At 65.8% G+C, this 18,917-nt stretch carries 14 protein-coding genes; 6 read left to right on the forward strand and 8 right to left on the reverse strand.

Annotation, left to right across the window (positions count from 1 at the left end; translation table 11 throughout):
- The 3 genes from KF724_13500 to hutH all read right to left on the reverse strand — a co-directional run.
- Positions 1-425 (reverse strand): hypothetical protein (locus tag KF724_13500; protein ID MBX3356704.1); only part of this gene is annotated, 425 nt, incomplete at its 3' end.
- Positions 413-1,882, reverse strand: coding sequence for a hypothetical protein (locus KF724_13505; GenBank protein MBX3356705.1), 1,470 nt, complete (start codon positions 1,880-1,882; stop codon positions 413-415). The genes KF724_13505 and KF724_13500, both read right to left, overlap by 13 nt.
- A 406-nt stretch (positions 1,883-2,288) precedes the next feature.
- Complete coding sequence (gene hutH, locus KF724_13510) at positions 2,289-3,830, reverse strand: histidine ammonia-lyase (protein MBX3356706.1); 1,542 nt, start codon at positions 3,828-3,830, stop codon at positions 2,289-2,291.
- Positions 3,831-3,986: 156 nt separating this feature from the next.
- Here hutH and KF724_13515 point away from each other — a divergent pair, with 156 nt between their 5' ends.
- The 4 genes from KF724_13515 to murQ are packed head-to-tail and all read left to right on the forward strand — an operon-like array spanning position 3,987 to position 8,943.
- Positions 3,987-4,811 (forward strand): hypothetical protein, encoded by an 825-nt coding sequence (locus tag KF724_13515; protein MBX3356707.1) that lies wholly within the window; start codon positions 3,987-3,989, stop codon positions 4,809-4,811.
- A 52-nt stretch (positions 4,812-4,863) separates the two neighbouring features.
- Positions 4,864-5,778, forward strand: coding sequence for a sugar kinase (locus KF724_13520; protein MBX3356708.1), 915 nt, complete (start codon positions 4,864-4,866; stop codon positions 5,776-5,778).
- Between the two features lie 10 nt (positions 5,779-5,788).
- Positions 5,789-8,038: a DPP IV N-terminal domain-containing protein gene (locus KF724_13525; protein MBX3356709.1), complete on the forward strand. Its 2,250-nt coding sequence runs from the start codon at positions 5,789-5,791 to the stop codon at positions 8,036-8,038.
- Positions 8,035-8,943, forward strand: coding sequence for an N-acetylmuramic acid 6-phosphate etherase (gene murQ / locus KF724_13530; GenBank protein MBX3356710.1), 909 nt, complete (start codon positions 8,035-8,037; stop codon positions 8,941-8,943). Before KF724_13525 ends, murQ begins: the two co-directional genes overlap by 4 nt.
- Positions 8,944-9,088: 145 nt before the next feature.
- Here murQ and KF724_13535 read toward each other — a convergent pair whose 3' ends face one another.
- The 5 genes from KF724_13535 to KF724_13555 form a co-directional block, all read right to left on the reverse strand.
- The gene (locus tag KF724_13535; protein ID MBX3356711.1) at positions 9,089-9,406 is read right to left on the reverse strand and encodes an HU family DNA-binding protein; all 318 of its coding nucleotides are present in this window, start codon (positions 9,404-9,406) and stop codon (positions 9,089-9,091) included.
- Positions 9,407-9,657: 251 nt separating this feature from the next.
- The gene (locus KF724_13540; GenBank protein ID MBX3356712.1) at positions 9,658-11,013 is read right to left on the reverse strand and encodes a UDP-glucose/GDP-mannose dehydrogenase family protein; all 1,356 of its coding nucleotides are present in this window, start codon (positions 11,011-11,013) and stop codon (positions 9,658-9,660) included.
- A 111-nt stretch (positions 11,014-11,124) separates the two neighbouring features.
- Entirely contained in the window at positions 11,125-13,839 is a 2,715-nt protein-coding gene (locus KF724_13545) for a PQQ-dependent sugar dehydrogenase (protein ID MBX3356713.1), read from the reverse strand.
- 281 nt (positions 13,840-14,120) lie between these two features.
- Positions 14,121-16,880, reverse strand: a complete 2,760-nt coding sequence (locus tag KF724_13550) for a PQQ-dependent sugar dehydrogenase (protein ID MBX3356714.1) — start codon at positions 16,878-16,880, stop codon at positions 14,121-14,123.
- 186 nt (positions 16,881-17,066) lie between these two features.
- Complete coding sequence (locus tag KF724_13555; protein ID MBX3356715.1) at positions 17,067-17,558, reverse strand: methylated-DNA--[protein]-cysteine S-methyltransferase; 492 nt, start codon at positions 17,556-17,558, stop codon at positions 17,067-17,069.
- Between the two features lie 86 nt (positions 17,559-17,644).
- On the opposite strand from KF724_13555, the gene KF724_13560 reads away from it, so the two are divergent.
- Together KF724_13560 and KF724_13565 are read left to right on the forward strand one after the other, a co-directional pair.
- Positions 17,645-18,670 carry a hypothetical protein gene (locus tag KF724_13560; GenBank protein ID MBX3356716.1) on the forward strand — a complete coding sequence of 342 codons (1,026 nt, stop codon included), beginning with the start codon at positions 17,645-17,647 and terminating at the stop codon, positions 18,668-18,670.
- Positions 18,671-18,770: 100 nt separating this feature from the next.
- Positions 18,771-18,917 (forward strand): hypothetical protein (locus tag KF724_13565; GenBank protein ID MBX3356717.1); only part of this gene is annotated, 147 nt, incomplete at its 3' end.

The following is an 18,917-nucleotide window of genomic DNA, read 5'->3' on the forward strand; positions in this document are numbered from 1 at the left end:
TGCGTGCCGATGTAGATCCACGACCCCGCGGTCATCTGGCCGTACATGATGAGCCCGCGGCCGGCGAGATCGTCAAAGTGCTCCTGGGTTGCCCAATGGGGAACGAGATTCGAGTTCGCAATCAGCACGCGCGGCGCATCGCGATGGGTGCGGGCGATGCCCACGGGCTTCCCGCTCTGGACGAGCAGAGTTTCATCTTCAGCGAGCGATTGGAGCGCCGCGATGATCGCATCGAACGCTTCCCATGAGCGGGCCGCCTGACCCCGGCCACCGTACACCACCAAGTCCTCGGGACGCTCGGCCACCTCGGGGTCGAGGTTGTTCATGAGCATCCGCATGGCCGCCTCGGCAGCCCAGGTGCGACAGGTGAGTGTGTTGCCTCGAGGCGCCCGGATCACAGGCGCGGTGGTGGTCAACCGGTCCATAGCCCCAGCAGGATAGCCAGGTCGACTCCGTCAACCCTGCCATCGCCGTCGAGATCGAGGGGATCGCCCGGCTCGACTTCGCCCCAATGTCCAAGCAAGAGCGCCAGGTCGTAGCAGTCGACAAACGAGTCCTGGTTCACATCGGCGGGCACGATCGTGCAAAGGCCGAAGGCATCATTGAGATTGCAGTCCTCGGCCCAGTAGACGAGCACGGCACCGACATTCGCCTCTCCCGGCTGGTCCACTCCGCGTGCGCCAACCACCATCGCTTCGCCGTGGAGCGCAACGCTCGTCCCGAATGCGTCGCCAGCAGCACCGACGGGGTCGATGATCACCTGATCGAGCGCCCATGTTCCGGTGGTCTCATGACGGAGGAACTGGACGATGGCGCCGCGTCCAGCCGATCCATCGATCGAGCGATTGGGCGCACCCGCGACGAGCCGTCCCGAGCGCAGCGCAAGCGTCGAGCCGAATTGTTCATTGGCCTGCGGGGCGGGGGGCGTGAGGGTTGCCTTCTGGACCCAGGTGGGGCCCGAGCGCTCGAAGAGATGAACTCGCGTCAGCCCGCCGGTGAGCAGGTGCGTGGTGGACCCGGCAATGGTCTCATCGGCCGGATCGAAGGCGACCGCACGGCCGAAGCCGTCACCCGCCTGTCCATCGGACGCGACGATCTTCGCCTTCTGACTCCATGTTCCGCCGCTCCGGGTGAAGACATACACCGCGCCCTGGTGGAGCTGGCTGCCCGCGTGCTTTCCGACGGCGCCGGCGATCACGGTGTCGCCCGAGACGGCGACGCTCGTGCCCAGCGCGTCGCCGATGGCAGCATCGTTGGCCGTGAGAATCGCCTCCTGCTGCCACTCGAAGGTCTTGTCTGCCTTCGCCACAAGCCTGAAGAGATAGATCGCGCCTCGGCTGCTCTGCCGAAGCGGCGCGCCAACGGCGACAAGATCGCCATCCATCGCGACCGCACGACCGAAGCGATCACCAGCGGCCGCATCGCTGGCAACCAACTTGGTCTCGAAGGGCCAGGTCCTGTCCATGAAGCGCCGGAAGATGTAGACCGCGCCGGCATTCATCTTGCCGCCGACGGTGGCACCATCGGCACCGAATGCGGCGGGCGTCCGCGTGGCGAATTGGATCTTCGGTCGGGCGACCGCGACCGCACCGCCGAAGCGGAGATCGACCTCCGGGTCTGGCGGCGTCACCGACGCCTCGTGAATCCATCCTTCGGGCGCGAGTCGCCAGATCTCGCCGGCGCCGTGACGAAGAACACCCTTCGATGATGAGGTCCATGCGCCAGCCACCATGAACGGCTCCTGGAAGGCGACGCTGCGACCGAGTTCGTCACTGCTCGACTGTGCAGGAGGAACAAGGTTCGTTTCAAAGAGCGGAAGGGGCGTTGTCCCGGAGCCTGCAAGCGCGACGGACGCGGCCATCGCCATGACGATCAGCGTCATGGTGAACGATGGTGGATTGGCCCAGGCTCTCTTCATTCCTCGCATCTGCACCGTTCGACCGTTTCAGTCGGTGGACACGACCGGCCCGGGAACCCCGAACTCGTCGATGGTCCTGACCAAAGGGGTTCCCCGCCCCTCGACTCTCCCGCCGACTGCGAGAGAGAGCATACCCCGGAGAATCCACAAACCCAAGAGAAACCAACGGCTGAAAACGCGCACTTTCCGCGCCGGTTGTGACGGGAAACACCCAGATCGCTTCATCTGAGGGGTGAGCCGCCGATCCGGGATGGCCTGAACGCAGGTCGCCAGGGTGCGGGCGGTCATCACCGTTCCCTCGCGATCGAGGCGCCCACGCGGGGCGTGCGTCGACCAACCAGTCTGTGAACAAAGTCGTGGGTCGCGCTTCTCAGGAGCGCTCGATGTCGAAGGCGCCGGAAGCAATGCACGCCTCGATCGCCGCAATCATCGGCGCCGGTGGTCGATCTTCAGTCGACCCAGGCACCACCTTGCGCACCATCGCCGCGGTCTGCTCCACTCGCGCCCCGCTTCGCAGGGGTCGATGTCGTTCGAGGGCTTCGGTCATGCAGAGAAGCTCGATGGCCACCACGCTTCGGGCGAGCGACACGGCGCGATCGAACTTGAGTGCCGAAGTCGCGCCGAAGCTGTTGTAGTCCTCCATGCCGGCGCAGGTCGGAATGTTCGCCACGCACGCGGGCGTGCAGAGAGTCTGAATCTCGTTACAGCAGGCGGCGGCGGCGTACTGCGCGATCATGAGGCCCGACTTGAGCCCGGGGTCGTGGGCCAGATGGGGCGTCAGCTTCGTGAACGGGTCGGCCCCGGCAAGGACCCAGTAGACGCGGCGCTCCGCGATTCCTGCAACGGGCGCGAGCGCAATCGTCGCCATGTCAAGGGCGATCGCGAGAGGCATGCCATGAAAGTTGCCGCCCGAGACGAGGGCGCGATCGGAGCCCGCGGCCTCGGCGAAGACGAGTGGATTGTCCGTGACAGCGCCGAGTTCGCGTTCGATGGTCGCGCGGACGAAACGAAGGCCATCGAGCGCCGCACCCAGCACCTGCGGCGTGCAGCGGAGCGAGTAGGGATCCTGCACGCGCGGATCATTCTCGCGATGGCTCGGAGTGATTGCCGAACCCTCGAGTTCGCGGCGCAGCAGCGCGGCGACCTCGATCTGGCCGGGTTGATTGCGAGCCTGATGAAGGCGCTCATCGAGAAAGGCATCGGAGGCGAGCGCGGCGTCCATCGCAAGCGCCGCGCTGCGCACCGCCGCACGGAAGAGGCGTTCCGCATCGAGCAGGGCGAGACCCCCGACGGCGGCCATGGCATGGGTCCCGTTGATGAGGGCAAGTCCCTCCTTCGCGTCGAGTTCGAGCGGCTCGATACCGCGCGCCTTGAGCGCGAAGCCAGCCCGGGTCATCACGCCGCAGAGATCGGCGTCGCCCTCGCCCATGAGGCCGAGCGCGACATGCGCCAGCGGCGCCAAGTCGCCCGAGGCGCCGACCGAGCCCCGGCTCGGCACGCGCGGGGTGACCTGCGCATCGAGCAGCTTCGCGATCTGCTCGACAACCACCGGACGCGCACCACTGCGTCCCCTCGCGAGGCTCGCGGCGAGCAGTGCCATCATTGCGCGGACCTGTCGCGGGTGAAGCGGTGGACCGACTCCCGATGCGTGCGAGCGAATCAAGTTCCGCTGGAGCTGGCGAAGTTCGCTTCGATCGATTCGGACGCGCGAGAGAGAGCCGAAGCCCGTGTTGACTCCGTAGACCGCATCGCTTCCGGCCGCGGCGTTCTCAACGAGCGCCCGAGAGGCCTCCATCTTGGCCCGACCCCGATCACCGAGACGGATCGACGCCCGGCCATCTGCGATGGCGCTCAAGGCGTCGAGAGGGAGCGATTCGCCGTCGAGCACGATGGATGGAAGGGGCGCGGGCACGGGGAGACCATGCTAACGATGCGGCGCATCGGCGCGGCTCCGAGGGCGCTGCGGCCGTGGGGCAGGAGCCGCGCGACCGATGGCGACGGCCGCAACCGGCGAATCATCCCTGCGGCCCTTGCCGCTCGAGCCGCTCTTCGCGTACACACCGCACTCATGGAGAGCGCGGTCATGCGATGGATCGTCTTGGCAGCCGGGGTTGTCGCCTCGGGCGCCGCGACCTGGAGCGTGATCGGCTTTCTCATCTCGCCGCGTGGCGTGCCGGGGCCCGGCGTCGTCGACGCGACCTCGCCCGTGATGGCCGCAGTCATGCTGCTGGTCGCGATGGCGCTGGCGACGGCCGTGGCGGTCGTGGTCGGGAGATTGCTCAATCCGGTGGTCGGTCTCTTCACGCTCGGAAGCGCGCTATGCGTCCTCTCGATGCGCATGGGCACGATTCGTGACGCGAGCTTCGACGGCACTTCGCTGGTGCCACTGGCGATCGAGAGCCTGTTCTGGGCGCTGCTTGTCGCCGGAGCGTCGCTGCTCGTGCATCGAGTGGCGCGCGACGACGACCCGGCGCATGGCGCCGCGCACGCCGGTCATGGTTCGAGCGGAGCGCTCGCATCCATGGCGGAGGCCTTCTCACCCGCGTCGCTCAAGGTGGCGGCCATCGGCGCGGTGGCAATCATCGGCGCGTGGCTCCTCGTGACCAGCCCGCTCAAGGGGCAGGCGATCGGCGCGGCGCTCGTAGGCGGAGTGCTTGCCGGTCATGTGGCGCGGCGCAGTGCCCCAGAAGCGTCGCCGGTGCTGCTCTTTGCGTCACCGGTGGCGATCATCGCCGTGGCGCAGCTCATCCTGGCGATGACCGTCGCCGATGCGGGGAGCGCCTTCGTGCGCGGGGCGATTCCGAATCTCGTCGCGATCATGCCGCTTGACCTTGCGGGGGGATCGATCGTCGGCGTCGCGATCGGAATCGGCTTGGCGAAGCCCTCTTCGTAAGAGCTCCCTCGCGGCCCATGAGCCGCCGAGCGCGACCCCTATACTCGCGGCCATGCCACTCCTGGTGACTGGAACGATCGGGATCGACACCCTGCATGCACCGACAGGGCAGGCGGAGCGCGTGCTCGGTGGAAGCTGCGCGTACTTCGCCGCGGCGGCGAGCTTTCTCACTCCCGTGCGCGTGGTCGGCGCGGTCGGGGGCGATTGGCCGCAGGAGCATCGGACGCAACTCGAACACTTCAAGAACGTCTCGCTTGATGGTCTTGAAGTGCGCCCGCAGAGCCGCACCTTTGCCTGGGGCGGGCGCTACCTCGACGACATGAATCGGCGAGAAACGCTCTTCACGGAGCTTGGCGTGCTTGAAGAGGTGCCGCCGAAGGTGCCGGTTTCATTTCGAGACAGCCGACATGTCTTTCTCGGGAACACGCACCCTGCGGTGCAGTTGGACCTCCTCCAGCACTTCCCGGATCGCCAGATCGCCGTCTGCGACACGATGGACCTGTGGATCAACATCGCGCGGCCCGAGCTCATGCGTCTCTTCGCCGAGGTCGATGGCGTGGTGCTCAATGATCAGGAGGCGACGCAGCTCACGGAGATCCGCAATGCGGTCAGTGCGGGGCGTGCGATCCTTGACATGGGGCCATCCTTCGTGGTGGTGAAGAAGGGAGAGCACGGGGCGGTGCTCGTGCACCGGGATGGCGTGGCGACGCTGCCTGCGTTCCCCGCCGATCACGCGCAGGTGGTGGACCCGACCGGTGCTGGCGACTCCTTTGCCGGGGGCCTCATGGGGCACCTCGCCGCAACGGGACGGCGGGACCTCGAGGCGATTCAGGGGGGGCTCGCGTGGGGCACGGTGCTCGCCAGTTTCACGATCGAGTCGTTTGGGCTCGATCGACTTCGCCGGCTGGATCGCGGGCAGATCGACGATCGCATGCGAGCCTTCCAGCGACTGACACGCGTGGGCTGAGGAGTCAATCATGGTGAAGATGTGCGTCGCGGCCGATCATCGTGTTCGCCGCATTCGGGCGAGTGTCGGCGCGGTTCGGCTGCGCGGCGTGGCGGTGGCGCTTGTTGCACTCGGCGTGGTCTCGAGCGTGGTCTCGGGCGCGGTCGCGTGGGAGCGCTTTGACGATCTTCCTCGCGCCGACGCTGTGCGCAAGGCGCAGAGCGCCGCGGCGGGGCTTCATCGTGTCGGCCGGAGTGAGGTGCGATTCGCGCCCGATGGCCGGAGCGTCGCGTGGCGCGAAGGTTCGGAGTGGCTGACGCTCGACCTTCCACCGCGCGGTGAGCCGAGCGTGCTCGAGGTTGCGCCGGAGTGGCCCGCGTGGAGTGCGCCATCATCGCCGTTCCCGCAGGTGCCACCGCCTCCACCAGCGCCGGGGCGAGGCTTCCAGTCGCTCTCCGCCACAGCGCCCGATGGACGCCGGGTTGCCCTGTTTCGTGCAGGGAATGTCGTCATCACCGGTGGCGCGGGCGGCGACATTCAGGTGACCACGGAGGGTTCACCGGGTCCGCGCGGTGTGCGCTTCGGCAACGCGAGCTGGGTCTATGGAGAGGAACTCGATCAGACCACCGCAATGTGGTGGTCACCCGACGGGCGCTTCCTCGCCTACTACCGCTTCGACGATCGCGAAGTGGTCGAGGTGCCCATGCTCACCGGCGTCGAGACGGTGCGCCCGAGCGTGGTGATGCTTCCCTTCCCGAAGGCGGGCGAGTCGAATCCCATCGCGCAGCTCGAGGTCTTCGATACGGAGCAGAATCGGCGAATCCCGATCGAGGTCGGCGATGATCGTGAGCAGTACATCCATGACATCGTGTGGACGCCGGACAGTCGCTTCCTGCTCTTCAACCGCATGGGGCGACACCAGAATCGACTCGAGGTGATGGTGGCCGATCCGCGCACGGGCGAATCCAGGCCGCTGATCGTCGAGACTCAGGAGACATGGCAGCACCACCGACCGGAGCGGACCTTTCTCAGCGATGGTCGTCGTTTCCTCTGGGTCTCCGAGCGAAGCGGCCATCGGCAGTTCGAGCTCTGGGATGTCGACGCCGGACTGGTTCGGACACTCACCGATGGCGACTTCCCCGTGCAGGCGATCGTGAGGCTCGACGAAGCGGCGGGGGTGCTCTGGTACACGGCCATGGCCAGCGAGACACGCCTCAACCCCCAACTCATGCAGGTGTCACTCGATGGCTCGGCGCCAAGGCGCCTGACACCAGGTGATCGCCACTACGGCAGCTTCACGATCGCCCCCGATGGCCGGTGGTTCACCGCGGTCGAGCAATTCGTCGATCTTGCGCCGGAGTTCGTGCTCTTCTCGGCGGAGGCGCCCGAGGTCGCTCCCAGGGTGCTTCGCGAGAGAGAGGAGAACCCCTGGGGCGCTCGTGGACTTCGGGCGCCGGAGTTCTTCACCTGTCTGGCCGCCGACGGCGAGACCGTCCTCTACGGCGTGCTGCACAAACCCTCGAACTTCGATCCGTCGAAGAAGTACCCGCTCCTGATGGATGTCTACGCGGGACCGGGTGTCCAGACGGTGAACTCAAGGGCCGCAACGCCGGATCCGCGCAGCGAGTTCGGAATGCTCATCGCGAAGGTCGACAATCGCGGCACACCGGGCCGAGGCAAGGCCTTCGAAGGAGCCACCTACCTGCGGTTGGGTGGACCCGACATCGACGACCAGGCGGCGGCGGCGCGCTGCCTCGCCGAGCGGCCCTATGTCGACGGCTCGCGCATTGCCATCACGGGCCACAGCTACGGGGGTTACGCCACCATCATGGCGCTCCTGCGCTATCCCGAGGTCTTCTCCGTCGGTGTGGCCGGCGCTGCCGTCACCGACTGGCGGCAGTACGACACCATCTACACCGAGCGCTACATGCGCACGCCGAAGGAGAACGCCGAGGGATATGACGCCGGCAGCGCCGTCCGGCTCGCGCCGCGCCTGCGTGGTCGGCTGATGCTCATCCACGGGATGGTGGACGACAATGTTCATGTGACGAATCTCTTCGAGTTCGCGCATGCTCTTCAGCGCGCGAATCGGCCCTTCGACATGATGATCTTCCCGACGGCTGATCACGGCGTTCGTGGTCCCGCGGTCGAAGGTGTGAAGTGGTCCTACCTGCTGAAGCACCTCGGGCTCATGGCGCAGGACGGCGACGCGAAGGCGTCGCTCGAGGCACCGAGCCAGGGCGCGGAGGAAGATCGCTCGTTGGAGGTCATCGAACCGTGAGCGAGCTTCCGCCCGATCGTGCCCATGTCACGACCGAGGGAAGGCATCCTCGCTCGCTCGAACTTGACCGTTGTTCGGCGAGCGAGATCGTGGCGCTCGTCGCCGAGGATGCGATCGACGGCGTCCACCAGGTGGCACGGGCCGCCGCCGCGATCGGCGCCTTCGCCGACGCGGTCGCCGAGCGATTGGTACAGGGAGGGCGATTGATCTACGCCGGCGCGGGCACCAGCGGTCGCCTTGGAGTCCTCGACGCCAGCGAGTGTCCGCCGACCTTCAGAAGCGATCCGTCGCAGGTCGTGGGGATCATCGCGGGCGGAGATGGCGCATTGCGCCGCAGCAGCGAGGGGCGCGAGGATGAATGGCACGGCATCGCGCCGGACTTCGAGCGCCTCGAGGTGGGGCCGCGCGACGCCTTTCTCGGGATTGCCGCCGGTGGAACCACGCCCTTCGTGCTTGGGGCAATCGAACTCGCCAAAGCGCGAGGGGCGTTGACCGGGCTTCTCACCTGCTTTCCGGGGGCGCGAGTGGAGGGCTGCGATCATCGCCTCGATCTCCACACGGGCCCGGAGATCCTCACCGGCAGCACGCGCCTGAAGGCGGGCACCGCCACGAAGGTGGCGCTCAACGCGATCTCCACCGCCGTCTTCGTTCGGCTCGGCAAGGTGCACGGCAATCTGATGGTCGACCTCGCGGCGACGAACGACAAGCTCATGGATCGGGCGATTCGCATTCTTCGGGAGTTCGATGAGTCGCTTGATCGAGGCGAAGCCGCGGCCGCCATCGACGCCGCCGGGCGCTCGCTCAAGGTCGCCATCGTGATGCGCTGCGCGTGCGTCGATCGGGCCGAGGCGGAGCGTCGACTTCATGCGGCGCGCGGCTCGCTGCGTCGCGCGCTCGAAGCGTGAGTGCCTCGCGCGGCGTGCCGCGCGGTCATCGATCATCAAGAAAAAACACGGCCCCAGCGAGGGGGCCGTGTCTCTCTTCAAGTGAAGTGTTCGACTTCGAATGAAGTCGGAACTCGCCGTGGCGAGATCGGTGAGTCGCGAACTCTCAGACCATCGCGTTGAGCGCCTTGAGCGCACGAGCGCGAACCTTGCGCGACGCGGGCTTGGCCTTGATCATGACCTCCTCGCCCGTGAACGGGTTGCGGCCCATGCGCGCCTTCGTGGCGGGCTTGATGACGGTGGTGAGCTTGAGCAGGCCCATGAGCTTGAAGACGCCGGGGCCGCGCTTGCCGAGGTCCTTCTTCATGATGGTGATGAGCGAGTCGAGCACCGCGACGACCTGCTTGCGGGGCAGACCCGTGCTCTTGACGATTTCGGCGATGGTGGCGCCCTTGCTGCGAGCCTTTGCGGTGGAAGTGGCCATGTTCGGTCGAATCCTTTCTCGGTTGCTCCTCTCGGAGCGCTGCGGGACGCTGCCCCGACGCTCGGGGCGTGAATGCGTCGTTTCACCGGGGTTTCCTGCCACCCGGTGTCTACGCGCGGGAATGTACGCCGGGATAACACGGCGTACAAGCGCGCGAAGTCTCGATTTTGAAGGTTTTTCCAGCGCCGCGTAGCCAGCGGGCGGTGGGTCCCCCCAGCTTGGCGGGGAGTCGGCACGCGACCGCGGGGGCCCTAGCGGACTGCCGCCGGAGCGCTGGACCTCGGGCGAACCGGGGCACGCCCGACCGACCAGTAGGTGAAGCCGAGGTCATCCATGTGCTGGCGGCGGTAGAGATTGCGGCCGTCAAAGATGATCTTGGCCTTGAGCCGAGAGGCGATCTGCCCAAAGTCCGGGGAGCGGAACTCATTCCACTCGGTCGAAATGACCAGGGCATCGGCGCCATCCAGCACCTCGTAGAGGTCGTTGACGCACTCCGCCGCCGGGTATTCCTTGGCGAGATTCTCGAGGGCGACCGGGTCATAGGCCCGGACCTTGGCGCCGGCCGCGACAGCCTTCTTCATGAGGGCGATCGCCGGCGCCTCGCGGATGTCATCGGTCCTCGGCTTGAAGGCCACCCCCCAGAAGGCCAGCGTCTTCCCCCGGAGGTCCTTGCCGAGCTCCTCCTCGACCTTCGTCCAGAAGTGCTGGCGCTGATCCTGATTCACCACATGCACCGCTTCATTGAGCTTGCAGGGGAAGCCCGCGGCGCGGCCCATCTGGACCACGGCCTGCGTGTCCTTGGGGAAGCAGCTTCCGCCGTAGCCGAGGCCCGGGTAGAGGAACTGGTTGCCGATGCGACGGTCGGCGCACATGCCTTCGCGCACGCTGGTGATGTTCGCGCCGTAGCGCTCGCAGAGGTTTGCGATCTCGTTGATGAACGAGATCTTGCAGGCGAGCATCGCGTTCGAGGCGTACTTGACCATCTCGGCGCTGCGGACATCCATGACGAAGATGGGGTTGCCCTGGCGCACGAAGGGCTCATAGAGCTCGCGCATCAGGCGCCCCGCGTCGTCATGCTCCACTCCCACGACCACGCGGTCGGGCTTCATGAAGTCGTTGATCGCATCGCCTTCCTTGAGGAACTCGGGATTGTCGGCGATATGGAAGGCGACCTTCGTCTTCGAGCGGATGACATCGCGCACCTTGTGGCTGGTTCCAACGGGCACGGTGCTCTTGACGACAACGACCTTTGCCGCGCCGGATGCGCCAAGCCGTTCCAACTCCTCGCCGATGTCGCTCGCGACCGCGAGCACATACTTGAGGTCGGCTGAGCCATCCTCGTCACTTGGCGTTCCCACGCAGATGAAGATCGCATCACCATGCTCGTAGGCCTCGCGCTTGCTGGTTGTGAAGTGGAGGCGCCCGGCCTGCGCGTTGCGGAGAATCATCTCGGAGAGGCCCGGCTCGTAGATCGGACTCTCGCCGCGCTTGAGCATGGCGATCTTCCGCTCATCGACATCGAGGCACATCACATTGTTGCCCGTCTCGGCGAAGCACGCGCCTGTGACGAGTCCGACATAACCGCTGCCGACCATGGTCAGGTTCATGGGATCTCCGTGGGAAACAGGGCAGGATAGCGGAGACCGCCTCGGCGGGGTCGATGCCGCGCGACTCAAGGCCCCGATCGGCCAAGGGGATCATTCACCGGTCGCGTCGGATCATGGGCAGGGGCCCCACGCCCCGAGCAGGATGGCGAGATCGGCCCCATCGACGAGGCCGTCCTGGTTGAAGTCGGCCGCGATGTGCTCGCCCTTCACGCCCCACATCCCGAGAAGAGTGGCGATGTCGGCGCCATCGACGATGCCGTCGAAAGTCAGCTCACCGAGGCAGGTGACGACCCCCGAGCAGTCCGGATAGAGGAAGACTGTGTCGTGGCCCGAGAGGCCGAGCGGGTCGCTGACAGACAGCGTGACTTCAAAGAAGTAGGTCTCTTCGCCGCAGCCGAGCGGAGAGATCACCGTCTTGGTGATGCACTCGGAGTCGGGCGGCTCGGGATGGGTGTGCGTGTTGTGGTGAAGGATCGTCTGCCATGCGCACTTCAGGTCATCATGCTCGTCGTCGGAGAACTTCGCTTCAAGATGGAACTTGGTGTCGCCCGTCATCGGGTAGAGATCGCCGTCGGAGAGGCTGGTGATCTTCACCTTGGGTGGCGTGTTGTCGGTCCAGATTGAGAGCGTCTTCGATGACTCCGCGCCGAGGTCATCCTGCACGACAAGGATCAGGTCGTGGCGCGTGGGACCGCGGCCTTCGAAGACATAGCTCGTCACCGGGCCCGTGGCGATGAGCGTGCCATTCTTCAGGCGCCAGGTGAAGAGCAGTGATCCACCCTCGGGGTCGAATGATCCGCTCGCGTCGAGGGTGACCGTCAGCGGTGACGGCCCGTACAGAGGCGACGCGTGCGCCGAGACGATGGGGGGAAGGTTCTCTCCGCCGGCGTAACGGATCCGCTTCAGCGTCTGCGCCCAGCTCACGACATAGAGCGATTCGTTGTAGGGGTTGTATCGAGCGAAGACGATCTCCCCCTGGTTCTGGGCGAAGTTCATGACCTCGGTGACGGCACCGTCGTCGTTCAGCCGGAACCCCTTGAGCCAGCCGAGAGTGTGATCGCCGAAGAGGTGGACGCCGTGCCACTGCGATGGCCAGCCGTTCACGGGAATGCGGCTCGCGCCGATGGCGCAGAGACCCTGGAAGGGAACGCCCACGACGCCGGAGGCAGGTGTGCCGATCAGGATTCCTACCGGGCGGTCTCCGTCGAAGCCGGCCACATGGGTCAGATCACCACCCCAGTGCACCCAATCAAGCAGCGGACGGCGATGTACGAAGGTCGGCGCCCCGATGGGGATTTCTTTGATCTCTTCGCCGACATGCACCACGGCCAGCGCGTCCATCGACGGGCCGGCAAGACCGGTCGTGACCACGCGAATATGTGAGACACCCTTCTTGAGCGGGGCTGTGATCGATGTCCAGCGGTAATGTGTCCACGAGCCTGTTGCTTCGAAGGGCACTGTCGCGGCGACGATCACACCATCGACTTCAACTCGCAGCGGGCGCGGGGGTCCGCCACCGAGTGCGGCGCGGAAGTGAAGCTCGTACAGGCCGTCCTCAGGGGCCTCTGCCTTCCAGGTGATGGAGCCACCGGTCAGTTGGGGCATGGAGACATAGCCGGCGCCGGTGAATCCGGGGTGGGCGTTGGCCACGGCGCATCCGACGAGCACACCATCTTCAGCCTGAAGCAAGGCGGCCGGGTTGATGAACCGCGGCTCCGCCTCGGGTGTGTCGTGAATCAGCAGATCCCGGAAGAGGAAGTGTGGCGGTCCCTCGCCCGGCGCCCTCGGTGCGTCGGGGTTGGGAACCAGCGGATGTTCGATGGCGGCCTTCGCGTATCCGGCGTGCCACTCCATGCCCTCGAAGAGCGGCCACCCGAAGTTGAGTCCCGGCGCATCGCAGAGGTTGTACTCCTCGCGCGCGGTCCAGCCGACCTCGCCGATCAGAAGCGTGCCCGGTTGGCCGGAGCCCGGTTCGCAGGTCTTGCCCTGGCGGCAGGTGCAGGTCTTGGCGCCGGTTTCCGGGAGGAGCTCCACGCGGAATGGATTGCGGAGTCCCAGTGCCCAGACACGGCTCCGCGCCGAGCGTGGCGCTTCGGGATCGAAGAAGGGATTGCTCGGCAGTCCATCGCCAGTTGCGGGATCGAGTCGAAGCACCTTGCCGCAGAGCGAGTCGAGAAGCTGCGAACGGAAGCTGCCCACATCTTCGAAGGGCTTCAGAATGCCCTCCTTGAGAGCCTGTTCGACATAGCCGAAGTCAACCTGGCCGCCAACATCGGTCGTCGCGTAGCTGGAGTTGTCGCCGGTCGAGACGAGGAGCGAACCATCTTCTCCGAACAGCAGTGTTCCGACGCCGTGGCTCTGATGCACGATTGGAACTCCCGTCTCGATCGACTCGCCCAGGAGCACGACACGGGAAGCGGGATCGGCCTCGGTGAAGTTGCTTTCCTTCTTCAGCGTGTAGCGGGTCAGGCGACCAATGGTCGCGGAGTAGTAGTGATTGGCGTTGGGCAGATACTCCGGCGTACCGAAGTGCAGGAGGTGGTGCCGATCAACCACATACAGCAGGTAGATGTGGCCGTTGTCCATGAAGTGGGGATCAATGGCCATGCCCAGCATGCCGTGATCGCGCCACGCGCCGACCTCCTGGATGAGGTTCAGCACCGGTTGCACCTGCTTCGAGCCATCGGCGTTGATCATCCACACGCGGCCGAGGTAATCCCAGGCGAGCGAGCGGCCATCGGGAAGGAAGTTGACGCCGACGAGGCCGTACCACCCCGAACCGACGGTTTGCGCGACGAATCCCGGCGGAAGCGAGGAATCGGCCACTGCACCAGGTGCCGGCAGACATGTCGCCAGCAGACTCGACACAACGAGTCCGCGGCATGCACGGCGACCGCGGTCGAGGTGCAAGTCAATGTTGCGAGAAAGGATCCCCCAGCGACCCCCGTGGGGCCTTGGAGCCCGAGACTTCTTCCCACCCATGCTGCGAAGCTAATCCGAAAGCCGGATCTGAACAAGAGCATTGCATGAAAGTGCGCGAAGAATGTCGGCGCGCTGTCAACCGCGGGCAGGTCTCGTGCACGACCAATGGGTGAGAACTTCGCTGGTTACGGGCACTCGCCCCACGATCCGAGGACAACAGCAAGATCGTTTCCGTCGACGAGATGGTCGTGATTGAGGTCGGCGATCAATCCCTCGCCGGTCGTGCCCCAAAGACCTAGAACGACGGCGAGATCGGCGCCATCAACGACACCATTTCCGTTGAGGTCAGCGGGACAGAGGAGGACGCCCTTGCAATCGGGATAAATGAACAGGGACTTGGTCGTGGCCAGGCCGAGCGGGTCGGTCACCGTCAGCGTGATGCCATAGAAGTAGAGCTCATCGCCGCAGCCGAGCGGCGTGATGACGGTCGAGGTCGTGCACTCGGGATCGGCGGGCTCGGGATGATTGTGCGTGTTGTGGTAGAGCGTGGTGACCCAGGCGCAGCTCAGGTCCCGATGTTCGGCGTCGGAGATCGATGCGATCAGCGGAAGAATCGTCTTTGATTCCATGGAGTAGAGATCGCCATCGTGCACGCTTGTGATGTGCACCATTGGTGGCGTGTTGTCGGTCCACACCGGCACGATGAGCGAGGTCTCAAGCCCCGCGGTGTCGCGCACCGTGAGATGGACCTCGTGGCGCGTCGGGCCGTCGCCCGTGAAGAGGTGCTGGACCACGGGCCCTTCGAGCGGGCGCGAGCCGTCGGGGAGGCTCCATGTGAAGGTGAGCGCCGAGCCCTCGGGATCGCTGCTGGCGCTCGCGTCAAGCGTCACGAGGAGCGGCGATGGTCCATACGAAGGCGACGCCTGCGCCACGGCGATCGGCGGCTGGTTGGTGCCGGGGGCGTACTGGATTCGCACGAGCTGATTACCCCAGCGCACCACCCACAGCGAGTGGTTGATCGGGTTGTAGCGCGCCATGACCACGGGGCCCGCCGATGGATCGAACACCTGCACCTCGGTGACCCTGCCGTCTGCATCGAGCTTCACGCCTCGGATGAACAGCGAGGCGAAGTCGGCGAAGAGATGAGTCCCATGCCACGCCGCCGGCCACGGTCCCGGCTCGACGCGGCTTCCTCCGATCGCGCAGAACCCCGAGAAGGGAGCGCCGACCACTCCGGAGCCGGGCGACCCGACGAGAAGTGCCACGGGCACGGTGCCGTTGAAGCCCGGCACATGGGCCTGTGCAGGGCCATGCACGAAGTCGAGGGCGGGGCGTCGGTGCACGAAGCGCGGAATCGAGCCGTCGATGGCGGGTGGCGAGCCACCGGGAGCCGTGACCGCCAAGGCGTCGATGTTGGGGCCGCTCTGCCCGATCGCCGTGGCGCGGATGCGTCGCACGCCAGCCGTGAGGTTCACCGTCAGCGTGGACCACTCGTTCCGAGTCCAGCTCCCCGTCGACGGAAAGTCGAGTGCCGCCGCGACTTCGACTCCGTCGACGGTGACCCGAAGTGGTCGATTGCCTGCGGCGCCGAGCGCGTAGCGGAAGTGCAGCGTGAAGGGTCCGGTCGCCGGAATCGTCGCCTTCCACTCGATAAAGTCGTTCGAGGGATTCTGGTAGTCGACATACCCGTTGCCGGTGAAGCCCGGAACATCGGTGACGACGATCGCTCCCGAGAGGGTCGCATGCTCAGCCTGATACAGACCGCAGCCGTTCACGAAGAGCGGATCGTGCTCCATGGTGTCATGCAGGAGCAGTTCGCGGAAGGGGAAGAACGGTTGGGAGCAGGGGGGCGTGCCGAGCGGATTGAAGAAGTTGTTCGGCGCATCGAGGTTGAAGGCACCATTGGTCGCGTACGCGTTCAGGTACTCAAGGCCTTCGAAGATGGGCCAGCCGAAGTTCTGTGCCGGCGCGTCGCATAGGTTGATCTCCTCACGGACATTCCATCCCACATCGCCGATGAGGAGCGTTCCCGGCAATCCGACGGCTGGGTTGTGGCTTCCGGTACCAGGGATGAGTTCCATGCGGAAGGGGTTGCGCAGGCCAAGGGCGAAGACGCGGCTTCGCGGTGCGCGTGGAGCCGAGGGGTCGAAGAAGGGATTGCTCGGCACTCCGTCGCCGGTCTCCGGGTTGAGGCGCAGGATCTTGCCGCAGAGTGAGTCGACGAGCTGCGACCGGAACGCGCCGACATTCTCCTTGGCCGTCAGGATGCCATCGGCGAGCGCCTGGTTGACATAGCCGCCGGAGACCTGACCGCCGAAGTCGTTGCTTTCGTAGCTCGCGCTGTCGCCGACCGAGACAAGGAGCGTGCCATCGACGCCGAAGAGAATCGTGCCCACACCGTGGCTCTGGTGGACGATGGGGATTCCCGTCGTGATTGACTCGCCGAGCAGCACCAGCCGCGAGTCAGGATCGACCTGCGTGAAGTTGCTGGCAGCCGTCGCCGTGTACCTGGTGATCCGACCGATGGAAGCCGCGAAATAGGCGTTCGAGTTCGGGTTGTACTGCGGCGTCCCGAAGTTCAGGAGGTGATGTCGATCGACCACATAGAGCAGATAAATCCGCCCATTGTTCAGGAAGTTCGGATGAAGGGCGACGCCGAGAAGACCATGGTCGCGCCACGCCCCGACCTCCTCGGAGAGGTCGAGCATGGGGGATGGTGCCTTGTTGCCATTGGCGTCGATCATCCACAGACGACCGCCGCGCTCCCACGCGATCGTTCGCCCGTCGTCGAGGAAGGTGACACCCGCCAGCTCGTTCCACGAACCGCCGATCGGGACGACCGTGAATCCGGCGGGAGGCGCCGCCTCGACCGGCGCAGGAGCGGCGAGAATGAGGAGCATGGTCAAGAGCGACCATGTGACGGCGCGCAAGTGGCGATGCAGCATGCGCCCACTCTAATGGGAACACTCCGGAACCGTCTCGGCAAAGTGGGGGACCGGGCTTGCAACGGCCTGCGTGATCTATCCACGGGGCGAGCAGCAGCCGGGGCGATCAACGACCGGAACGATCAGCGGCCGACGCGGTCTGCAGCCTGCGCGATCAACGGCCGGTGAGATCAGAGGCCGGCGCGATCAGCCGTGCGCGGCCGTCGCGCCCTCGAGCCGAAGCAGCTCCGCCTTGCATCGGCAGCGCGGGTCAGTGCCTCGATCTGTGCCGGAGTAGCCGCCCAGCCCCGAACTCGCGACGACCCGATGACACGGCACGACGAGCGGCGTCGGATTCCGTCGCATCGCCTGGCCGACGGCGCGGGCGGCCCCGGGGGCACCGGCGCGTCGGGCGACTTCGCCGTAGGTGAGCGTCGCGCCGCGCGGGATGCGCTTCGCGATCATCCAGCACTTCCGCTGAAATGGCGTCCCATCAGGGATGGGAACATCGCTGAACGCGGCGGGCTTCCCGTCAGCCGCACGAGCCAGGCGCGACATGAGGTCTCGAGGCAGGGTTCGCACGGCGGCGGTTGATTCGGGGCCGCGTCCCCACTCGACGCGGAGCGAGCCATCGCCTTCGACCCATGCCGAGAGAGGTCCGAAGCGTGTCTGAATGGGTTGATGTCCAGAATTGGGCATGGACTCATGGTGACACAGGTCGTGGGCCATCCGCAAGGGAGAACCCGCAGCCCGACCCATCATGCGGGGTTTGTACGCTGGATCTCGTGCGTTGCTACCGCTGCGGCTACGACCTTCGCGGCACCGTGGACCATTGGCAGAACGCCTGTCCTCTCTCGAGCCCATGTCCGGAGTGCGGCCTCGAGCTCGAGTGGAGGCGAGTCTTTACCGCCGACTCACTACCGCGCTGGTCTTTCGAGAACAGCGACGGCCAGTGGTTCCGGACCCTTCGCACATTGATTCACTCGCTACGGCCTTGGCGCTTCTGGCGCGAGATCCGCATGTCGATGCCGGTCCAACGGAAGATTCTTCTCTATCCGCTGTTCCTCGCGATCATTCTCTTCGTCGCCAGCACACTCACGGGTGCACTCCTGATGAACCGCGTTCGGTTGGCCGCACCTCCACGCGACCACTTCGGTGATCTTGTGGCAATGACCGCCATCGTGCTCATGCCATGGTCAGGGCAGAAGATCGAAACGACGCTGCATTCGATCATCCCTCAATGGGGGACACCCACGCCCCGGAACCTCGGCGCTCGACCCCTGAATGGGCAACGACCGCCGGGCATGGTGCTCTATCCGCGCTCGAACCTGCCGCCCCCTCGGGATGTGATTCGTTTCGTCTGGACCTCAAGTCCAGGCTCGCTCGTCCTGATGCTGATGGCGCTGGCCGTCTCCGTGGCCACCTTCATCGTGCTCCCGGTCGTTCGACGGCGAGCCAAGGTCCGCTGGTCGCACATTCTGCGAGCAGGCATCTATGCGCTCGGTGTCGTGATCGCCGTGACCATCGCGCTCTTCGTGGCGCAGATCAGTGCCGATCCCACTCCAGACGCTTGGTGCATCCTTGCCGGGAGATGGGAGTATGGCCAATGGCACGACTCTCAGATCTGGGTGATCCGCGCCTTTCCACTGGTTCTCTTCATCTGGTGGCTCGCCGTGGCCCGGCACTTCATGAAGCTCGAGCGGCCTCGTGCAGTGGCGGCGTCGGTCACGGTGGTGGGAGTGCTGGCCAGCCTGTTGATCATGGTGATCGTGCAGGCCTCCGTGGTGATGCGGGTGGTCGGGATGACCTGATCGGCGGCCTCTCCGCGGCTACGATGAAGGCATGACCACGCTCTCGGGCTCTCCTCCATCGCGCGCGCCCGTTCCGGGCGCGCTGGACGACCTCTCCCGCATGCTCATGGAGCTTCTCTCGGCGAGTGATCCCGAGATCGCCGAGGCGATGACGCTCGAGGCCACCCGGCAGGCCGAGACGCTGGAACTCATCGCCAGCGAGAACCATGTTTCGCCCGCGGTCATGCACACCATGGGTTCGTGGCTC

It is taken from the genome of Phycisphaeraceae bacterium, assembly GCA_019636735.1.
Classification (GTDB): Bacteria; Planctomycetota; Phycisphaerae; order Phycisphaerales; family SM1A02; genus VGXK01.